This window comes from Bacteroides sp. AF25-38AC (assembly GCF_003602995.1).
Taxonomy (GTDB): domain Bacteria; phylum Bacteroidota; class Bacteroidia; order Bacteroidales; family Bacteroidaceae; genus Bacteroides; species Bacteroides uniformis.
The window spans coordinates 119,069-136,562 of record NZ_QTMD01000009.1; the positions used below are offsets into that span (position 1 = coordinate 119,069).

The following is a 17,494-nucleotide window of genomic DNA, read 5'->3' on the forward strand; positions in this document are numbered from 1 at the left end:
CGCATCAACTAGTTGACAATAAAACGGAGGGGCGGTTCATTCCGCCCTTTCTTTTCATTTACTCATGGCAACCAAGACCTCCACAAATTCCCGGCGCAGAACTGCTGCCGTTCGTCGTTCTTCCTCTCCGCGGAGCAAGAAGAAAATGCAGCCGCGTACCATGCCCGTATGGTTGCGCAATCTTTTGGCGGTCTGTATCATTCTTGTTTTTTCTACCGGCTTTTACTGGTTTTTCATTCGTCCTTATGCTTATCGCTGGAAGCCTTGTTATGGTCAGAAAGGTTACGGTGTATGTATGCCTTGCAACTATGAGGTGCATGGCATAGACATATCCCACTATCAGGGAAAGATAGATTGGGAACTCCTGACACATAATAGAGAAGCCCAATTTCCCATTCACTTTATTTTTCTGAAAGCTACCGAAGGCGGCGATCATGGTGACGATACGTTTACGCAGAACTTCGGCCAGGCGCGTAAATACGGTTTTATCCGTGGTGCCTATCATTATTTTATCCCTAAGACCGATGCCCGCAAGCAAGCCGATTTCTTTATCCGTACCGTGCAGCTGGCAAAGGGAGACCTGCCTCCCGTACTTGATGTGGAGACTACCGGCAAGCAGTCACCGCAGGAACTTAAAACGGCAGTCAAGACTTGGCTGGATAGGGTAGAGGCGCATTACGGCGTAAAGCCTATTCTTTATACTTCCTATAAATTCAAGAAACGCTATCTCAGCGATTCCATTTTCAATGCTTATCCTTATTGGATAGCCCATTATTATGTAGATTCCGTGCGTTATGAGGGCAAGTGGCACTTTTGGCAGCACACGGATGTAGGCACTGTGCCCGGTATTGAAGAAGAGGTGGATTTGAACGTCTTTAATGGTACAATGGAGGAACTTTTGGAGCTTACGTTGAAAACTCCTTGTATAGAACGCTAAAGGTCAACTTTAGCTTCCTGATATTGACCTTTAGCTTTTTAGTATTGACCTTTATTATTTTTGGAATTTCACTGCCGCCCACCGGTTCTTCTCACGATGGTGGACAAAGTGCAGCCCGTTGCGTTCGGCTTCTTCGCGGATGACGGGAATGTCATCTATGTAGAAACCGCTCATCAACAATTCCGCTCCGGGATTCATGCGGGCTATGTAGTGCTTCATATCTGCCAGGAGGATATTGCGGTTGATGTTGGCGATAACCATATCAAAAGGACCTTTGCTTTCCAGAGAGGAGGCATCGCCTTGGGATACGGCAATATTGTCCACTCCATTCAATTCTATATTTTCGAGGGAGTTGCGCACACACCATTCATCTATGTCGATAGCTGTACAAGGGGAGGCTCCACGCATGCGTGCCAGTATGGCAAGGATGGAAGTCCCACAACCCATATCGAGCAATGCTTTGCCTTGCAGGTCACTATCCAGCAGTTCGCCTATGATGAGGCTTGTTGTCTCGTGGTGCCCTGTGCCGAATGCCATTTGCGGATTGATGACGATGTCATATTCTGCTTGTGGGACATCGTTGTGAAAAGTGCTGTGAATGACACAACGGTCTCCGATAACGATGGGCTGGAAGAAGTTCTTCTCCCATTCCTCGTTCCAGTCTTTGTCTTCGGTTTCTACGAAATTATATTCTATCTGTGTATCGGGCAGAGGGAAGTCTGCAAGTGCTTCTTTGAGTAGAGATTCGTTATACAGCTCTTTCTGTATATAGGCAGTGATACCGTCGGTCTGCTCAACAAAACTTTCAAAGCCAGCTTCACCCAAGACTCCGGAAAGTACATCGTTGACTATTTCTGTGCACGGAACAGTGCGGAATGTAAATTCTAAATATTTCATCGGAATATGATTGTTTGTTAAATGCAGAAGAAGATTTTAAAGAACAAATCTATTTCTGCGTATCTTTGTTTTCACACTGCAAAGGTAATGTAAACCGAGGGCAGAATAAAATGAACTTGTTCATTTTTTATGCGGAAGTGCCGCTTGCCTCGTCAAAAGGCGGGGTATTTAGGGAATTCCCTATAAATCTTTGGGGAAAATCTGCTGCATGGGATAAAATCCGGCGTTATCTTTGTGACGTGAAGAAATAGATAAACGTAAAATCCATAAACCAAACTAATATGAAAAAGATTGTTTTTTTATCGCTTTTTGCCTTGTGCCTCCCATGGACACTGGTGGCACAAAGTATAGATGACGACCTTTACTACACTCCTTCCAAGAATAAGGAAGAGAAAAAAGAAGAGGTGAAGCAGGAGAAGAAAGTCGCTGCTCCCGTAGAAGAGATTGTAGTAAAGTCGAATGTACCGACCACTGTCTATTCATCGCCGGGAAGCACTACTGTTGTAGTAAAAGACCGTAAGGGAAACACCCGCGATGTGGACGAATATAACCGCCGTTATGACTCCCGCGACAATGATTTCGTGATGGAGAACGATACCCTTTACATCAATGAAAAAGAAGATGACGGCCTGGACGGCGAATGGGTGAACGGTGAATTTGAAGGTTCGCAGGATGATTACGAGTATGCTACCCGTATCATCCGTTTCCGTAATCCCCGTTATGCCATCAGCATCAGCAGCCCGCTATATTGGGATGTGGTCTATGGCTTGAATTCCTGGGATTGGAACGTGTATACCGACGGATTATATGCATATGCTTTCCCTACATTCACCAACCGCTTGTGGTGGGATTGGCGCTATAACTCTTATGGTTGGGGCGGTTATCCTTACTATGGCTGGGGATGGAACAGCTGGTACGGTCCGAGCTGGAGCTTTGGCTGGGGCGGCTGGTACGGCGGTGGCTGGTGGGGACATCATCATCACCATCACTATCATCCCGGATATTATCCCGGTGGCGGTGGTCATTGGGGAGGCGGCCATTGGGGAAATGCATATACCAATAGACGTTCTTATGGTCCGAGCCGTTCTTCTTATGCCGGAAACAGAGTATCGTCCTCTACTTCCCGCCGTTCTTCTACTGTAAATGGAGGGCAGGCTGTACGTCGTAGCAGTACTACTTCCGGTCAAGTGAGACGTAGCAGTACCGGTACGTCAACCCGTCGGGTGGTAGGTACAAGAAGTTCGTCTACAGTTCGTTCAAGTTCTTCTGCAACTCGCTCAAGTGTAAACCGTTCGAGTGCGGCTTCTACCCGCCGTTCCACTTACACCCGTCCAAGCAGTACGCGTAGTAGCTCATATAATAGTAGCGTAGAAGGAGTTCGTAGCAGTCGTTCTTCCGGTGTACGCTCTTCTGTTGGAACTTCCACTCGTAGCAGGACTTCATCGACTTATAACAGAGGTTCAAGCGCCGCACCGGCACGCAGCTACTCCAATGACAACAATCGTAGTAGCAGTCGTTCATATTCTGCTCCAGTACGTTCATCCAGTAGCACCCGTTCTTCTTCCAGCTTCTCTTCAGGCAGTAGCTCACGTTCCAGTTACTCCAGTGGTGGTGGCGGTGGTGCCAGTCGTTCCAGTGGCGGCGGTGGTTCCAGAAGACGGTAAGTATAAGTATGTTTTAATCTAACAAGACTAAGAATTATGAAGAAGATAACCATGATAGCCCTTGCTATGTTTACAGCTGTAGGCGCAGGGGCACAGACAATATATGATGCAACGAATATTGCACAGAAGGAATTGAATGGAACCGCCCGTTTTGTCGGAATGGGCGGAGCTATGGGAGCATTGGGTGGTGATATTTCTACCATAGGAACCAATCCTGCCGGTATCGGTATTTATCGTAGCAATGATGCTATGTTTACCTTTGGCTATTCAATGACGGGCACAGAAAGCAATTATGTAGGTAATAAATTTGAAACGAACAAGAACCGCTGGAGTTTTGATAATGCCGGTTTTGTGATAGCTTCGAAGATAGGCAATCATACTCCTTTGCGGTATGTGAATTTTGGTTTTAATTACCACAAATCAAAGTCATTCTATAAGAATATGACGATGCAGGGGTTGATGGGAAGCATAGATAATCAATATGTATCTCAAGTGCGGAGTATGGCGCAGCAGGCTACGGATGCAGCTTATGCGTTCTATCATCGTCCTCAATATGATTACCCGGATCAAGGAGCTTATTTGGACTATGGTCGCAAGGATATTTATCAACATAATTATGCTGGATGGCTGGGGACTATGGGGTATCAAGGTGCACTTGTTCTTGAGGATATAGAAAGTGAGGACTATAATACTTATCTTCCTTATATTCCTTCCGAAGCGGATGCTTATTTCTTGTCGCGTGAGCGTGGCGGTATTGACCAATATGATTTCAATATCTCCTTCAATATAAATGACCGTTTTTACTTTGGTGTTACTCTGGGTGCTTACGATGTGGATTACAACAAATATTCTCTCTATGATGAAATGTATGCCTACAAATGGGAGGGCGACGGGCAGATTTATGAGGAAGGCTACTCTTTGGAGAGCTTTAACCGTATACACGGTTCGGGTTTCGACTTCAAATTCGGTGCCATCTTCCGGCCGATTGAGGATTCTCCGCTTCGTATAGGTTTGGCTGTGCATACTCCTACTTATTACAAACTGACTTATACTACGGGAGCGTTGCTGACTTCGGATTTGTTTTTACCGAATGAGGCTGGGGATGAAACTCTTACTCGTACCACTGTGGATACTTATTCTGCATTAGGCGGTAGAGATATGGACCGTGATTTTAAGCTGCAAACCCCGTGGGTATTTAATGCAAGTTTGGGCTATACAGTCGGTAATAATCTGGCTTTGGGAGCTGAATATGAATATGAGGACTACTCAAGCATGAAGTTCAAATATCCTGAAGGTGACGAGATGGCATGGGAAACGGGTGAGGCTGACCTCTGTATGAAGGGGGTAAGTACGCTTCGTTTAGGAGCAGAATACAAGCCGATACCTGCTTTCTCTCTGCGTGCCGGTTACAATTACAGTACTGCAGCCTATAAAAAGGATGCTATTAAGGCATTGCCTTCCAATTCTATAAATACAGATACGGATTTTGCCAATAGCAAATCGATGAATACTTTCACTTTAGGTATCGGTTATCGCTTTTCTTCGTTTTATGCGGATTTGGCTTATAAATTCGATACTTATAAATCTGATTTCTATCCGTTTTATAATGATATAAATGGCTTGGTAACACCGCCAACAACGGAAGTTACCAACACTCGCAGTAAAGTGCTATTTACATTGGGCATGCGTTTTTAGAAGAACAATTTTCATTGCAGATAACCTTTCATTGTCAATACCTTAGGGTATAAAAGAACTCCCCGGAATGTACAAATACATTTCGGGGAGTCTTGTGTTATAGGGGAGGGATTACAGATACCATGCCACGCCAAATGAATAGGGAGATACTTCCGGTCCCTTGTCTTTCTGGAATAATCCGTATGTGGAGTAGCGCAGGTAAATGCCGATATTACCATAACCGGCTTGTGCCAGCAGGTTTATGCCGACGGGCTGCACATACATACCTTTGCCTACGGTTTTCTTCTTGCCTCCGTTGATGTGTGAGAATGACTTCACGCTGTGACGTATCTCAAATTCGGGACCGGCATTGAAGAACACTTTGTTTCTTCCCACTCTTTGCTGCCATTCCATCAATACGGGTACACGGAAGAAGAAATGGCGCAGACGGCTTTTATTGTAACTGGTGTCTTCGTTGCCTGCGGTGAAGATGCTGGTTCCGTTTTCCTTCAGCAAGGCATAGTTACCGTCGATATTGAAAGAACGGTATCCCCAGCTGACTCCCAGGTTGATTCCCCAATGCGGGTTCTTCTTGAAGTTGTGATATACGGAGAGGATGTTGAAGCCGAATTCCCATGACTTGGATAAGTCGAGTCCCATCTTGTCGCTTGCTCCGAAGGAAAGGAAGTCGTTAGCCAGCCGGCTGTAGCCAATATACAGACCGGAACAGTGCGGTTCGTAAGCATTGTATCTTCTCTTTTTGGGGATGAATGGCAGGGCGTCGAGGAAAGTGCGCTTGTCTGCATCCACTTTCTCGAGATAGACTCCTTCATAAATTTGTACTTCTTTCTTTTCTCCGTCTTCCAACTGCTCTTCGTACACCTTGATGCGCATGTCTCCTTTTCCTTTCCGGATGATGATGGAGTCTCCTTGTGTCTGTACTGTAGCTTTCTGTTCAGGGTCAGTCTGTTGTTGTGCTGCCATGCGGCCGGCCGGCACAGCAAGCAGGCAGGCCAAAATCATAATTCTGGTTTTCATATCGTATATTGTTTTTAGTGTTATTCCGATTTGTAAAGCATATCCATCATTTCCTTTTCACTGAGCAGACCCTCTATGTAAATCAAAGTGCCCATGGAGTCTTTTCCTATCTTGAAAATGATGTAGCGGTTCAGCTTCTTTCCATTGCGTTCCACCTCTTTCAGTTGGTAATAAGCGCTGCGCAGCACACCGCTTTCCATTACCTCCTGCGCCTTCTTTGCGTTATCTTGCTTGTCGTGTACAATGGCCTGCTGAATTTCCCGGCGATAGGGGGATACATTCTTGAACACAAGGCTCTTGTAGGTAGTCATGCGGTAAGATTTCAGGATACTGCCGTTCAGTTCTACCCTGGTCACGTCCTTTTGCTCGCCATACTTGCTGAATAGGTCGGCTATTTGCAGTCTCTCTTGTGCATGTACAAAGGCTGGCAGGCAAATCAGCAGGGAAAAGAGGCACAGACTACGTATGCAAATCAGTATAGATGTTTTCATAACCTTGTTATATTAGTGTTGAAACAGTAAGTTGCTTAAATCTTCATCCGTGAAGCTGGCGTTCTGCAGGGCTTCTAGTGCTTTGGCTTCCACCAGTTTCTCGTCTGTATACCGCTGGCCGTCGATGACGACATAATTTTCGGGAACACCGGAAAGCGGAAATATAATCTTAGCTACCCCGAGAAGCAGGAGCAATCCGGCGGCAATGCCGCTGACAGCATAGAATGTGCGATAGAGACGGAAAGGCTTCCGCTGTGCGGGTACTTCCTTTGCCGATTCTGTTGTTACGGATTTTTCCTCTGTCGGTTCTGCCATTGAAGTTGCTTCCCGGTTCAGATAAGCGAATAGGGGGCGGTACGTTTGCAGGTGCTCCGGCACTTCCTCTTCGGTAAAGAAACGGCGCAGTTCACGCTCTTCTTCGCAGGAAGTTTCCCCTTCGAAATATTTATCCAGCAGTTCATCTATCTTCATGGCTCATTTCTCCTTTCTTTTCTTTCTTGTATGGTTCGCAGGTAAACGTCTCTCACTTTCTTCCGGGCTCTTGACAGATTGCTGCGGATGGCTTCCGGTCCGCATCCCGTGATTTCGGCGATTTCGTCCGTTTCGTATCCTTCGATGTCCTTCATCCGCATGATGGTGCGTTGAAGATTGGGCAGCGAGTCGATGATTTCGTGCATCAGGTGGATTTCATCTTTGATTTCCAACAGCCGTTCCGGTGTTCCGGTGGGGGATGCCGCCTGCACAATGTCGAGAGATAGGGTGTCGTTGCGTTTGCAGCGCCACATATCTATACAGATGTTGTGCGTCAACGTCATGGCAAATGCTTCGATGCTCCGGTATTGCTCCAGTTCAAGCCTTTTGTTCCATAGCTTGAGCAGTACCTCCTGGACGGCATCTTCTGCATCCTCCGGTTCGTCGGTCAACTTCCGTGCATAGTTCAACAGCTTGGCACGGAGTGGAAGAACGGTTATTTTGAATTCTTTGAGTTTCATTTACACAGATAAGACGAATGGGAAATACAAACGTGACATTGTAACGTGAAAAAAGTTGGAATAAAAAAAGGGACTTACTAACATTAGCAGTCCCTTTTCTTCACATTACTATAAAAGTATAGGATTATTTCTTGAAATAGCGGTTGTACAGACCTTCGAAACCTTTACCGTGACGGGCTTCGTCCTTAGCCATTTCGTGAACGGTGTCATGGATAGCGTCGAGGTTCAATGCTTTGGCACGGGTAGCGATACGCTTCTTGTCTTCGCATGCACCTGATTCTGCGTTCATTCTCTTTTCGAGGTTTGTCTTGGTGTCCCATACGCAGTCACCCAGCAGTTCAGCGAATTTAGCAGCGTGTTCTGCTTCTTCCCAAGCGTAACGCTTGAAAGCTTCTGCAACTTCAGGATAGCCTTCACGGTCTGCCTGGCGGCTCATTGCCAAGTACATACCAACTTCTGTACATTCGCCCATGAAGTGGTTGTTCAGGTCTTTAATCATTTCGTCGTCGCAACCTTTGGCTACGCCGATTACGTGTTCGTCGGCAAATACCAGCGGGCCGTCAGCTGTTGCTTCTTCAACTTCTACGAACTTGCTTGCGGGAGCTTTACACAATGGGCACTTTTCGGGAGCTGCATCTCCTTCGTATACGTAACCGCATACAGTACATCTAAATTTTTTCATTTTCTCTCAGATTTTAATTAGTTGAATTAGTTATTCTTTGTTGTTCTTAAACGTTCTTCTTCTATGCAATGTTTACAGATTCCTTTATAATAGTAGTGGATTTCCTGCACATCGTGCCCGTCCATATCCATGTCGACCACTTTCTTGATGTTGTTATTGCACATCAAGTCATAAATCTTTCCGCAACGCTTGCACAAGAAATGACCGTGCGGGCTGGTATCGGCATCATAACATGTGTTACGCTCGTCGATAGTCAGGGTTTGTGCGGCACCTTGCTCGCTCAGTAGTTTCAAGGTATTGTATACCGTTGTTTTAGACAGTGTCGGTATGGAGGGAGACAGTGACGTATAGATTTCATCCACCGTGGGATGCGTACGATGCTCTATCAAGTAATTCATGATGGCTATGCGCTGTACTGAAGGCTTGATATTATGATTCTGCAATCGTTTTACTACATCCATATAATCTAAAGTTTCAAACTTGTAATTATTACATTTTTAATTCACTTGCAAAGATAGGAAGTTCCTATAATTCTCCAAAAGATTTTTGGAAAATTTTTAGTTGCGGTCATTAAAATTGTTTATATATGTTCCTCTTCTTGTAGGCAGGTTGCCGTATTTTTGCCATAAAAGCGAAGGCAGGATGCACCCGGCTTCAGTCGGTTTCTCGTGCAGATATAGAGAAAACGTTTTTCTCTTATCTCTCTTAATCAGAATTTTGCCGTATCTTTGCACCGAATAAATAATATAGCATCCTTATGAATTACGGATATGTAAAAGTAGCGGCGGCTGTGCCCCGTGTCAAGGTGGCTGACTGTAAGTTCAATGCCTCAGAGATTGAAAAAGAGATTATTATAGCCGACGGGAAAGGTGTGCAAATCATTGCTTTCCCCGAGTTGTGCATTACCGGATATACCTGTGGCGACCTCTTTGCCCAGCAACTTCTGCTCGAAGAGGCAGAAATGGGATTGATACAGATTCTGAACAATACGCGCCAGATGGATATTATCTCGATATTGGGCATGCCCGTCGCACTGAACGGCGTGTTGCTGAATGCGGCGGTTGTCATCCAGAAAGGGAAAGTGCTGGGCGTTGTCCCGAAGACTTATCTTCCCAATTATAAGGAGTTTTATGAGAAGCGCTGGTTTACTTCCGCATGTGATGTGGCAGAAAACAGTGTGCGCCTTTGCGGGCAGATTATTCCGATGGGGAGAGACCTGCTGTTCGAAACGGCGGATACCACTTTCGGAGTGGAGATATGCGAGGACTTGTGGGCACCCATACCGCCCAGCTCCACGCTGGCGCTGCAAGGTGCGGAAATCTTGTTCAATCTTTCGGCCGACAATGAAGGTATCGGCAAGCACAATTATCTGCGCTCGCTCATCAGCCAGCAGTCGGCACGATGCATTGCCGGTTATGTATTCAGCTCATGCGGTTTCGGAGAATCCACTACGGATGTGGTGTTTGCCGGCAACGGACTGATTTATGAGAACGGGACTCTGCTGGCGGCAAACGAACGCTTCTCTTTCGAAGGGCAGGTGGTCATCAGTGAAATTGATGTGGAACACTTGCGTACGGAGCGCCGGGTGAATACGACCTTCGCGGCTTGCCATGCAAATTGTGTTTCGGCCCTTCCGGTACGAATCTCTACGGAGTATGTCAACAGCAGGGATTTGAATCTGACACGTACTTTTGAACCGCATCCATTTGTTCCGCAGGGGATAGCGTTGGACGAACGCTGTGAGGAGGTATTCTCCATCCAGGTGTCCGGACTGGCGCAACGTCTGGTGCATACTAAAGCGAAGAGTGCCGTTATCGGCATTTCGGGTGGACTGGATTCTACGCTGGCGCTGCTGGTTTGCGTAAAGACTTTCGATAAGTTGGGATGGTCCCGCCAGGGTATTGTCGGTGTCACCATGCCGGGATTCGGAACGACCGACCGTACTTACACGAATGCCATCGACCTGATGAACTCCCTCGGTGTGACTGTCCGCGAAGTCAGTATCAAGGAGGCCTGCATACAGCATTTCAAAGACATAGACCATGATGTCCATGTGCACGACGTGGTTTACGAGAATGCGCAGGCACGGGAGCGTACCCAAATCTTGATGGATATTGCCAACCAGACCTGGGGAATGGTTATCGGTACGGGCGACCTTTCGGAACTTGCTTTAGGATGGGCCACTTACAACGGCGATCACATGTCGATGTACGGTGTGAATGCCAGCGTCCCCAAGACTCTGGTGAAGCACTTGGTGAAATGGGTGGCAGAGCATGATATGGACGATGCTTCACGTGCTACCTTGCTCGATATTGTGGATACTCCCATCAGCCCGGAACTGATTCCGGCAGATGAGAACGGTAATATCCAGCAGATTACCGAGGATTTGGTGGGGCCGTATGAGCTTCACGACTTCTTCCTTTATTACTTCCTGCGCTGCGGTTTCCGTCCTTCCAAGATATTTTTCCTGGCAGCACACACATTCAAGGGGATGTATGATGAAGAAACCATCAAAAAATGGTTGCAGACTTTCTGCCGTCGTTTCTTCAACCAGCAGTTCAAGCGTTCCTGTTTGCCGGATGGTCCGAAGGTGGGCAGTATCTCTCTGAGTCCGCGCGGTGATTGGAGAATGCCGAGCGATGCTTCGTCGGAGATGTGGCTAAGGGAGGTGGAAGGACTCTAATTCTTTACTTCGGGTATGCCGTAATATCGATATGGGTATTTGATGACTGCATCTTGTTTGCATTCTTGCTGCATGTATTTTGCAGTGCGACTGCAAACGTGTTGCAGTATCACTGCATAACTGTTGCAGTCGTACTGCATATCGGTGTGCAGTGCCACTGCAACGGCTTTGCAGTGGCACTGCAAAATGTATGCAGGATTTTGCAGTAATAAGCTGCTGATTGATAACTAGTTGTAAAAGTAGGGATATGCTGCGTGTATGGAAAAGTGCAGCTTAGTTTCGTTTCCCGTAGTATCGTTTGTAGATTTTCTTGTATTCTTTTCCCTTTTTGAAACTATCCAGCCATGTGTTGAGGCTGTCCAGCAGGATAGGGGACTGTTTGCTTACCCCCCAGGAATAGAATTGCGTGAAGCTGATGGCGGTATTGATGTCTATTTGAGGAATGCTGTCGGCTGCGGTACGGGCAATGCTTTCGTCGCATACGGCATAGTCGATGTCTCCATGGGCTACCAAGGCAATCAGTTGTTCGGAACCGTACTTCTCTATTTCCTCAACGTAGATGGTGTCGCCTATCTCATTTCCCAGGTTGCGGATGCGTAGTATGGAAGGGGAGCCTTTCACTACGTGCAGTGTCTTTCCAGCCAGGTCCAGTTGGCTTTTGATGAATAATGACGAGTCGGAAATATTCTCAAGCTTGCGTTGCACCAGCACTTGCTTGTTCAGCACAATAGGGGTGGTAAGCAGCAAGGAGTCTTTCAGCTCACTGGTGGCGAGGATGCCGTAAGCAATCACGTCATATTGCCCGTCGGCCAGGCCTTCCAGCCGCTTGTTGAAGCTCATTTCCGGTGATATGGCCGCTTGCAGCCCGTGGTCGCGTGCAAAAGCTTCTATCAGCTCGTAGTGGAAACCGGACAAGGTGTCATCATCCACATAGAAACTGATGGAGTTGTATTCCGTCGAAGCATGTATGATGCCTTCGGCAGCTATCTCGGCATAATCGCGCGGATGACCTTTCGGTTTCTCTTCTTTCTTGATGAGATAGTGGGCAATGAGAGCCGCTGCAATTCCCAGAAGTGCGTATTTGAACAGTCTGCTTTTCGTCATACAGTCATCTGTTAGTCATAGAAATTCCATGAGACGCCAATTTTGAACAAGCGCGGATTGATGGGGTAGTGCGGCACCAGGAAGGAATTGGCGCTTCCCATACCCGCGTTGACGTGATACATCATGGCAAAGATACGCGTCCGCTTCAAGTGCAGGTTGGCATATACGTTTACGATGGGGTAACCGCCTATTTCCACCAAATCGTCCGTAGGTTGCAGATGGAACTGCTGGACGCCGGGTGCATAGGCAGGTGCGTTGTACTTGGTGAAGTAACGGACATCGGCACCCAACTGAACGGTCAGCACCTTCTTGGCGAGTTTAGCCAGTATATAGAAGTTATGGTAGAGCGAGAGTTGGGGCAATGGAAGTACTGTTTCATTGCTCGTCTTCTGCCAGGTCACCTCATTGTCCAGGTGGAAGACACCGAGGCGGAAGTCTTGTTTCAGTGTGGCGGACAGCACTTGTATGTTGCCTCCGTTCTGTTCGGGCAGGGCGCTTTGGTTGAAGTAGGTGTAGTTCTTGATATTCTCTACGCCGGCACGGAGATTGGTTCCCCAACGGGAAATGTTCAGCTCGCCTTCCACACGCGTACGGAATTCCTTGTCCATGTTGTCGTTGTCCCAGTTGTAGTGGTTGGAGTGGTAATGGCGCATGTAGAAGGAAGGAAGCGTGTTGCTCACATAACCGCGGGCGTAGAAGTTCACCGTATCTTTCCATAGACGGAAGTTCAGGTCCAGATTGGCGTTGACGCGGAACTGCCCGATGGCTTTGTCTACCAACCCCACTTCACCGTTTACGTTGTAGTGCAGCAGTTTGCCTTCGCGCTTGGCGAGTTCGCCACCCAGGAAGATTTCCTGCTCGGTGTAGCGGATGCGGCGCATGTCGGTAAGTGTGTCCGTATTCATCAGGTCGTACCGGCTGAACTTGTGGGAGATATAAGCCGTAAGTCCGGCTTTGGCGTATTTGTTGAAACCTTCCAGCAAGGCTATTCCGAACACGTTCTTTACACTGAATGCCGTGGTGGAGTCGTTGCTGTAATTCTTGTAAAGCTTGTAGTCTTCCGGGAAGAATCCTTCGGGCTCGCTTCCCGAACGGAATTGGTGCCGCGACCGCTCTACTTTCAAGGTATGGATAAAGCTGGTGACGGGGACGAACTCTTCTTCGAAAAGTGAGTCGTTGTCTGCGGTAGAAACAGACGGCGGGCTGTCATTGGCAGCTGCAAGTGTGCTGACCGATTTTGATGCTATGCTGTCGTTTGGCAATGCTATGTCGTTGTTCGAAGCGGATATTTCGGATTCAGAGGACGGGGAGGATGAGGCTTTGGGTGCGGATACCGTCGGTTTGCCTTCTTGTGTGTTCCGTACTCTCCGCGTAAAACCAAGACGATAGCGCTGTGTCAGATAGATATAAAAATCCTTGTTACGGTTGGAACTCTGTTCCAATTTGACCGGAATAGTGGTGGACTCGTACTCTTTCTTTCCTCCGGACATGTTTTCGGGACGGGTGATGTATTGGTCGTCTGCAATACCGCCGTTCTCGTTCATCTTCAGGAAAAAGTTGTTGTAGACTGCTTGTACCTGGTATTTCTCGCCGATATAGCTACCGAACAGACCTGCATTGAAGTGCGAGGTGGACTGGTTCTGGTAATAACCGCGTCCGTACAGATAGTCGATGTTAAAGCCAAATGCCAACTGCTTGTTGACGTTGACGGAGAAGTAGGACTTGAAGCGTTCTTCACCGTTCACTTTGCTGCCGGCTTTGTAGTAGGTAAGATTGGTGTAAGGCACGTTGCTGTTGGTGAAAAGCACCTGGTCGGGACGTGTGAAAAAACTGGAGAAGGGAGCCATGAAGATGGTAGGTTCGCTTTCCTCCCGTTCGAAGAACAGACGTGAGAGGCGTGGAGAACCTAAATTTCCCAAGTAGTTGTAATGGCCGAACATTCCTTCCACCAGATTGGTGCTCTGGAAGTTGAGGCTGGCTGTGTCGGCAGGTATGATGGTACGGTTGCCCAGTGTCTCACTTAGTTTCCACATGTAAAGCTTGGGTGGAAGACTTTGAATCTCAGTATTGGTACTGTCTTCCAGATTGTCCGGCTGGGTATTCGGGTCAATCTGGTTACCGAACCGGTCGCGATTGTTCATCGGGTTTAAGGTGTTTTGCGCCATAGCCCCCCATATCCCTATAACGGACAGAAATATATATGTCAGTACAATTCGTCTCATAATTAGGCGCAAAGATACAATAAAAAATTATTTGCTTACTGAATTCAGCCTTTTTTGCTTCTTTTAAACTGTCTTGTTTTCTGTTTTGTTCTATACTGCTTCCGGTTCTCTGCCCTTGAATCCATGCTTTTTCCGGCTTGAAATGAAATAAGCCCTTGCAATAAAATATCACAAGGGCTTATCCGTTTTCCTTTATCTCTTATTCTGGCGTAAAGTTCCTCCTCTTATGGGGAGTGGCTTTACACAGCCTTTCATTTCATTTCCTGAATAAGTTCCATCCCTTTCTTGATAGCTTCTTCGTTCATCGGTATCAAGTGGTGGTGGCGTTCGGGCAGTGTCTTCTTCAATCCTCTGAGTACACTGTCCAGTGTAACCATCGGCTTGATTTTCAATAATCCACCCAATACAATCATGTTGAATGCCTTGGCGTTGTTCATTTCATTGGCGGCATCCATGGCGTTGATGCGGTAAACGTGGATGTCCTTACGCGTCGGCGGGTTGATGATGCCGTAACCGTCGTAGATAAGTACGCCTCCGGGTTTTACCTTGCTTTCGAATTTCTCCAGTGACGGCTGGTTCAGGATGATGGCGGCATCGTACTTGCTTAAGATAGGTGAGGATATTTTCTCGTCACTTACGATGACTGTTACGTTGGCTGTACCACCACGTTGTTCCGGTCCGTAAGCCGGCATCCAAGTCACCTCTTTGCCTTCCATCAGTCCGGAATATGCCAAAATCTTTCCCATGGACAATACACCTTGTCCACCGAAGCCTGCTATAATGATTTCTTCTTTCATTGTTCTTCTGTCTTTAGCATGATTATTTATCTTTCAGGTCGCCCAGCGGATAGAAGGGGAACATGTTCTCTACCATCCATTCATTGGATTTCGCAGGAGACATCTTCCAGCCGGAGTTACAGGTGGAAACGATTTCCACAAGGTTGGAACCTTTGCCTGCCATAGAGTTCTCGAATGCTTTGCGGATAGCCTTTTTCGCTTTGCGGATGGCGGGAACGGACTGTACGCTTTGGCGTGTCACGTAAGCGGTTCCTTCCAATTGTGCAGCAATATCGGCCATCTTCAGCGGATAGCCGTGCAGATGCACGTCACGTCCGTAAGGGCTGGTCGATGTCTTCATGCCTACAAGGGTAGTGGGAGCCATTTGTCCCCCGGTCATACCATAGATGGCATTGTTGATGAAGATGATGGTGATGTTTTCGCCGCGGTTCAAGGCGTGGATGGTTTCGGCAGTACCGATACAAGCCAGGTCGCCGTCTCCTTGGTAAGTGAACACCAGGCGGTCTGGCCAAAGGCGCTTGATGGCAGTGGCAAGTGCGGGCGCACGTCCATGGGCGGCTTCCTGCCAGTCGATGTCTATATAATTATAGATGAACACGGCACATCCCACGGGGGAGATGCCTATTGCTTTGTCTTCCAGTCCCATTTCTTCGATAACTTCGGCTACGAGTTTATGAACTACGCCGTGACTGCATCCCGGGCAGTAGTGCATGGGATTGTCGTTCATCAGAGTCGGTTTCTTGGCAACCAGATTCTCGGGCTTTATAATATCTTCTTTTGTCATAATCACTTCTCCTATCTGTTGGTGAACCGTATGAAAAACTCCATCAACTTGACGAATATCGCCGCGCCGCAGACGTAGATGAACAGCTTGAAGTCATCTTTTGCAGCAAAATATATAATGATAGCTGCCAGGGCAAGTACCATGAAGAGAATGTTCAGTACGTTTCTTATTTTATCAGGATTCATTTCTTAATCAGTTTTTCTTTCAATGCATCTACTATCTCATCCGGATCGGGAACAATGCCGCCGAGGCGTCCGAAATGTTCCACTTTCACTTTACCGTTCACGGCAAGGCGGACATCTTCCACCATCTGTCCGGCATTCAATTCTGTAACGAGCATACCTTTCACCTTGTCGGCATACGCGGCAATGGCTTTGGTCGGGAACGGCCACAACGTGATGGGGCGGAGCATACCTACCTTTATTCCTTCTTCGCGTGCCAGCTCCATTGCTTTCTGTCCGATGCGTGCCATAGAGCCGAAGGCTACAATCAGGTAGTCGGCATCATCGCAATGAATTTCCTCGAAGCGAACCTCATTCTCTTCTATCTGCTTGTATTTGGCCTGGAAACGGATGTTGTTCTTTTCCATTTCTTCCGGTTTCAGTTCCAATGAGGTGATGACGTTGGGTTTGCGGCCATTGGTTCTGCCGGTAGTGGCCCATGGGCATTGTTCGATGACTTCCGCATCGGTGCGGCGTGGCTTTTGTACCGGGAGCACCACTTTTTCCATCATCTGGCCGATGACACCGTCGGCAAGGATGATTGCCGGATTACGGTATTTGAAGGCAAGTTCGAATGCCAGTCCTACGAAATCTGCCATTTCTTGTACGGAAGCCGGAGCAAGGGCAATCAGACGATAGTCACCGTGGCCGCCTCCTTTTACTGTCTGGAAATAGTCGGCCTGGCTCGGTTGGATGGTTCCCAGACCGGGACCGCCGCGCATAACGTTTACAATCAAGCAAGGCAGCTCGGCACCTGCCAGATAAGAGATACCTTCCTGCTTTAGGCTGACACCGGGGCTGGAGGAGGAGGTCATGACCATTTTACCACTTCCGGCACCGCCGTACACCATATTGATAGCTGCCACTTCACTTTCTGCCTGAAGAACCACCATGCCGGTCGTCTCCCAGGGTTTCAGTTCGGCAAGAGTTTCCAATACCTCCGATTGCGGAGTAATGGGATATCCGAAGTAACCGTCTGCACCGCAACGGATGGCTGCGTGGGCGATGGCTTCGTTTCCTTTCATTAATACAACTTCTTCTGCCATATTCTACTGATTTACAGATTTATTCTACTTTTATTTTATATACTGAGATACATCCGTCCGGACATACTGTGGCGCACGAGGCGCAGCCGTTACAAGTATCTTCCAATATCTGGTGGGCATAGTTATACCCTTTCACATTCACCTCCTTGGTGAGGGCTATTACGTTGAGCGGACACGCTACCACACACAAGTTGCAGCCTTTGCAACGTTCGGTGTCTACTACGATTGCTCCTTTGATTTTTGCCATAATTTACGTTCTTTA

Annotated in this window: 18 protein-coding genes; 4 read left to right on the forward strand and 14 right to left on the reverse strand. The window is 47.5% G+C overall.

Features of this window, described 5'->3' with window-relative positions; translation table 11 throughout:
• The first annotated feature begins 64 nt into the window (after positions 1-64).
• Complete coding sequence (locus tag DWY55_RS08205; protein ID WP_165859513.1) at positions 65-937, forward strand: glycoside hydrolase family 25 protein; 873 nt, start codon at positions 65-67, stop codon at positions 935-937.
• 54 nt (positions 938-991) lie between these two features.
• Here DWY55_RS08205 and prmA read toward each other — a convergent pair whose 3' ends face one another.
• Positions 992-1,834 carry a 50S ribosomal protein L11 methyltransferase gene (prmA, locus tag DWY55_RS08210; protein ID WP_117588886.1) on the reverse strand — a complete coding sequence of 281 codons (843 nt, stop codon included), beginning with the start codon at positions 1,832-1,834 and terminating at the stop codon, positions 992-994.
• Between the two features lie 281 nt (positions 1,835-2,115).
• On the opposite strand from prmA, the gene DWY55_RS08220 reads away from it, so the two are divergent.
• Together DWY55_RS08220 and DWY55_RS08225 are read left to right on the forward strand one after the other, a co-directional pair.
• Positions 2,116-3,498: a hypothetical protein gene (locus tag DWY55_RS08220; RefSeq protein ID WP_061412054.1), complete on the forward strand. Its 1,383-nt coding sequence runs from the start codon at positions 2,116-2,118 to the stop codon at positions 3,496-3,498.
• A gap of 36 nt (positions 3,499-3,534) precedes the next feature.
• Positions 3,535-5,193, forward strand: coding sequence for an OmpP1/FadL family transporter (locus DWY55_RS08225; protein ID WP_117588885.1), 1,659 nt, complete (start codon positions 3,535-3,537; stop codon positions 5,191-5,193).
• 111 nt (positions 5,194-5,304) lie between these two features.
• Here DWY55_RS08225 and DWY55_RS08230 read toward each other — a convergent pair whose 3' ends face one another.
• The 6 genes from DWY55_RS08230 to DWY55_RS08255 form a co-directional block, all read right to left on the reverse strand.
• Complete coding sequence (locus DWY55_RS08230) at positions 5,305-6,210, reverse strand: outer membrane beta-barrel protein (RefSeq protein ID WP_005826629.1); 906 nt, start codon at positions 6,208-6,210, stop codon at positions 5,305-5,307.
• Positions 6,211-6,230: 20 nt separating this feature from the next.
• The gene (locus DWY55_RS08235) at positions 6,231-6,701 is read right to left on the reverse strand and encodes a DUF4252 domain-containing protein (protein WP_005826627.1); all 471 of its coding nucleotides are present in this window, start codon (positions 6,699-6,701) and stop codon (positions 6,231-6,233) included.
• A gap of 12 nt (positions 6,702-6,713) precedes the next feature.
• Positions 6,714-7,172: a hypothetical protein gene (locus DWY55_RS08240; protein WP_005826626.1), complete on the reverse strand. Its 459-nt coding sequence runs from the start codon at positions 7,170-7,172 to the stop codon at positions 6,714-6,716.
• The gene (locus DWY55_RS08245; protein ID WP_120178056.1) at positions 7,169-7,693 is read right to left on the reverse strand and encodes an RNA polymerase sigma factor; all 525 of its coding nucleotides are present in this window, start codon (positions 7,691-7,693) and stop codon (positions 7,169-7,171) included. Before DWY55_RS08245 ends, DWY55_RS08240 begins: the two co-directional genes overlap by 4 nt.
• 124 nt (positions 7,694-7,817) lie before the next feature.
• Positions 7,818-8,375, reverse strand: coding sequence for an NADH peroxidase (locus tag DWY55_RS08250; RefSeq protein WP_005836026.1), 558 nt, complete (start codon positions 8,373-8,375; stop codon positions 7,818-7,820).
• Between the two features lie 26 nt (positions 8,376-8,401).
• A complete protein-coding gene (locus DWY55_RS08255; RefSeq protein WP_120178057.1) occupies positions 8,402-8,836 on the reverse strand; it encodes a Fur family transcriptional regulator in 435 nt (144 codons plus the stop codon).
• Positions 8,837-9,132: 296 nt separating this feature from the next.
• Here DWY55_RS08255 and DWY55_RS08260 point away from each other — a divergent pair, with 296 nt between their 5' ends.
• Positions 9,133-11,058, forward strand: a complete 1,926-nt coding sequence (locus tag DWY55_RS08260) for an NAD(+) synthase (protein WP_120178058.1) — start codon at positions 9,133-9,135, stop codon at positions 11,056-11,058.
• Positions 11,059-11,331: 273 nt separating this feature from the next.
• On the opposite strand, the gene DWY55_RS08265 is transcribed toward DWY55_RS08260, so the two are convergent.
• From DWY55_RS08265 to DWY55_RS08295, 7 genes are all read right to left on the reverse strand, one after another.
• Entirely contained in the window at positions 11,332-12,162 is an 831-nt protein-coding gene (locus DWY55_RS08265; RefSeq protein ID WP_022402097.1) for a transporter substrate-binding domain-containing protein, read from the reverse strand.
• A gap of 11 nt (positions 12,163-12,173) precedes the next feature.
• Positions 12,174-14,384: a putative porin gene (locus tag DWY55_RS08270; protein ID WP_120178059.1), complete on the reverse strand. Its 2,211-nt coding sequence runs from the start codon at positions 14,382-14,384 to the stop codon at positions 12,174-12,176.
• A 251-nt stretch (positions 14,385-14,635) separates the two neighbouring features.
• Positions 14,636-15,181: a 2-oxoacid:acceptor oxidoreductase family protein gene (locus DWY55_RS08275; protein ID WP_005826606.1), complete on the reverse strand. Its 546-nt coding sequence runs from the start codon at positions 15,179-15,181 to the stop codon at positions 14,636-14,638.
• A gap of 22 nt (positions 15,182-15,203) precedes the next feature.
• The gene (locus DWY55_RS08280) at positions 15,204-15,965 is read right to left on the reverse strand and encodes a thiamine pyrophosphate-dependent enzyme (protein WP_005826605.1); all 762 of its coding nucleotides are present in this window, start codon (positions 15,963-15,965) and stop codon (positions 15,204-15,206) included.
• A gap of 11 nt (positions 15,966-15,976) precedes the next feature.
• The gene (locus DWY55_RS08285) at positions 15,977-16,150 is read right to left on the reverse strand and encodes a hypothetical protein (RefSeq protein ID WP_005826603.1); all 174 of its coding nucleotides are present in this window, start codon (positions 16,148-16,150) and stop codon (positions 15,977-15,979) included.
• Positions 16,147-17,232 (reverse strand): 3-methyl-2-oxobutanoate dehydrogenase subunit VorB, encoded by a 1,086-nt coding sequence (locus DWY55_RS08290; RefSeq protein ID WP_016273409.1) that lies wholly within the window; start codon positions 17,230-17,232, stop codon positions 16,147-16,149. The genes DWY55_RS08285 and DWY55_RS08290 overlap by 4 nt, the downstream gene beginning before the upstream one ends.
• Positions 17,233-17,251: 19 nt before the next feature.
• Positions 17,252-17,479 (reverse strand): ferredoxin family protein, encoded by a 228-nt coding sequence (locus DWY55_RS08295; RefSeq protein ID WP_005826600.1) that lies wholly within the window; start codon positions 17,477-17,479, stop codon positions 17,252-17,254.
• Positions 17,480-17,494: the final 15 nt, after the last annotated feature.

Bases quoted from the DNA above. Each gene is read 5' to 3' on its own strand.
- DWY55_RS08205 (WP_165859513.1), top strand. From the start codon at position 65: ATGGCAACCAAGACCTCCACAAATTCCCGGCGCAGAACTGCTGCCGTT.
- prmA (WP_117588886.1), bottom strand. From the start codon at position 1,834: ATGAAATATTTAGAATTTACATTCCGCACTGTTCCGTGCACAGAAATA.
- DWY55_RS08220 (WP_061412054.1), top strand. From the start codon at position 2,116: ATGAAAAAGATTGTTTTTTTATCGCTTTTTGCCTTGTGCCTCCCATGG.
- DWY55_RS08225 (WP_117588885.1), top strand. From the start codon at position 3,535: ATGAAGAAGATAACCATGATAGCCCTTGCTATGTTTACAGCTGTAGGC.
- DWY55_RS08230 (WP_005826629.1), bottom strand. From the start codon at position 6,210: ATGAAAACCAGAATTATGATTTTGGCCTGCCTGCTTGCTGTGCCGGCC.
- DWY55_RS08235 (WP_005826627.1), bottom strand. From the start codon at position 6,701: ATGAAAACATCTATACTGATTTGCATACGTAGTCTGTGCCTCTTTTCC.
- DWY55_RS08240 (WP_005826626.1), bottom strand. From the start codon at position 7,172: ATGAAGATAGATGAACTGCTGGATAAATATTTCGAAGGGGAAACTTCC.
- DWY55_RS08245 (WP_120178056.1), bottom strand. From the start codon at position 7,693: ATGAAACTCAAAGAATTCAAAATAACCGTTCTTCCACTCCGTGCCAAG.
- DWY55_RS08250 (WP_005836026.1), bottom strand. From the start codon at position 8,375: ATGAAAAAATTTAGATGTACTGTATGCGGTTACGTATACGAAGGAGAT.
- DWY55_RS08255 (WP_120178057.1), bottom strand. From the start codon at position 8,836: ATGGATGTAGTAAAACGATTGCAGAATCATAATATCAAGCCTTCAGTA.
- DWY55_RS08260 (WP_120178058.1), top strand. From the start codon at position 9,133: ATGAATTACGGATATGTAAAAGTAGCGGCGGCTGTGCCCCGTGTCAAG.
- DWY55_RS08265 (WP_022402097.1), bottom strand. From the start codon at position 12,162: ATGACGAAAAGCAGACTGTTCAAATACGCACTTCTGGGAATTGCAGCG.
- DWY55_RS08270 (WP_120178059.1), bottom strand. From the start codon at position 14,384: ATGAGACGAATTGTACTGACATATATATTTCTGTCCGTTATAGGGATA.
- DWY55_RS08275 (WP_005826606.1), bottom strand. From the start codon at position 15,181: ATGAAAGAAGAAATCATTATAGCAGGCTTCGGTGGACAAGGTGTATTG.
- DWY55_RS08280 (WP_005826605.1), bottom strand. From the start codon at position 15,965: ATGACAAAAGAAGATATTATAAAGCCCGAGAATCTGGTTGCCAAGAAA.
- DWY55_RS08285 (WP_005826603.1), bottom strand. From the start codon at position 16,150: ATGAATCCTGATAAAATAAGAAACGTACTGAACATTCTCTTCATGGTA.
- DWY55_RS08290 (WP_016273409.1), bottom strand. From the start codon at position 17,232: ATGGCAGAAGAAGTTGTATTAATGAAAGGAAACGAAGCCATCGCCCAC.
- DWY55_RS08295 (WP_005826600.1), bottom strand. From the start codon at position 17,479: ATGGCAAAAATCAAAGGAGCAATCGTAGTAGACACCGAACGTTGCAAA.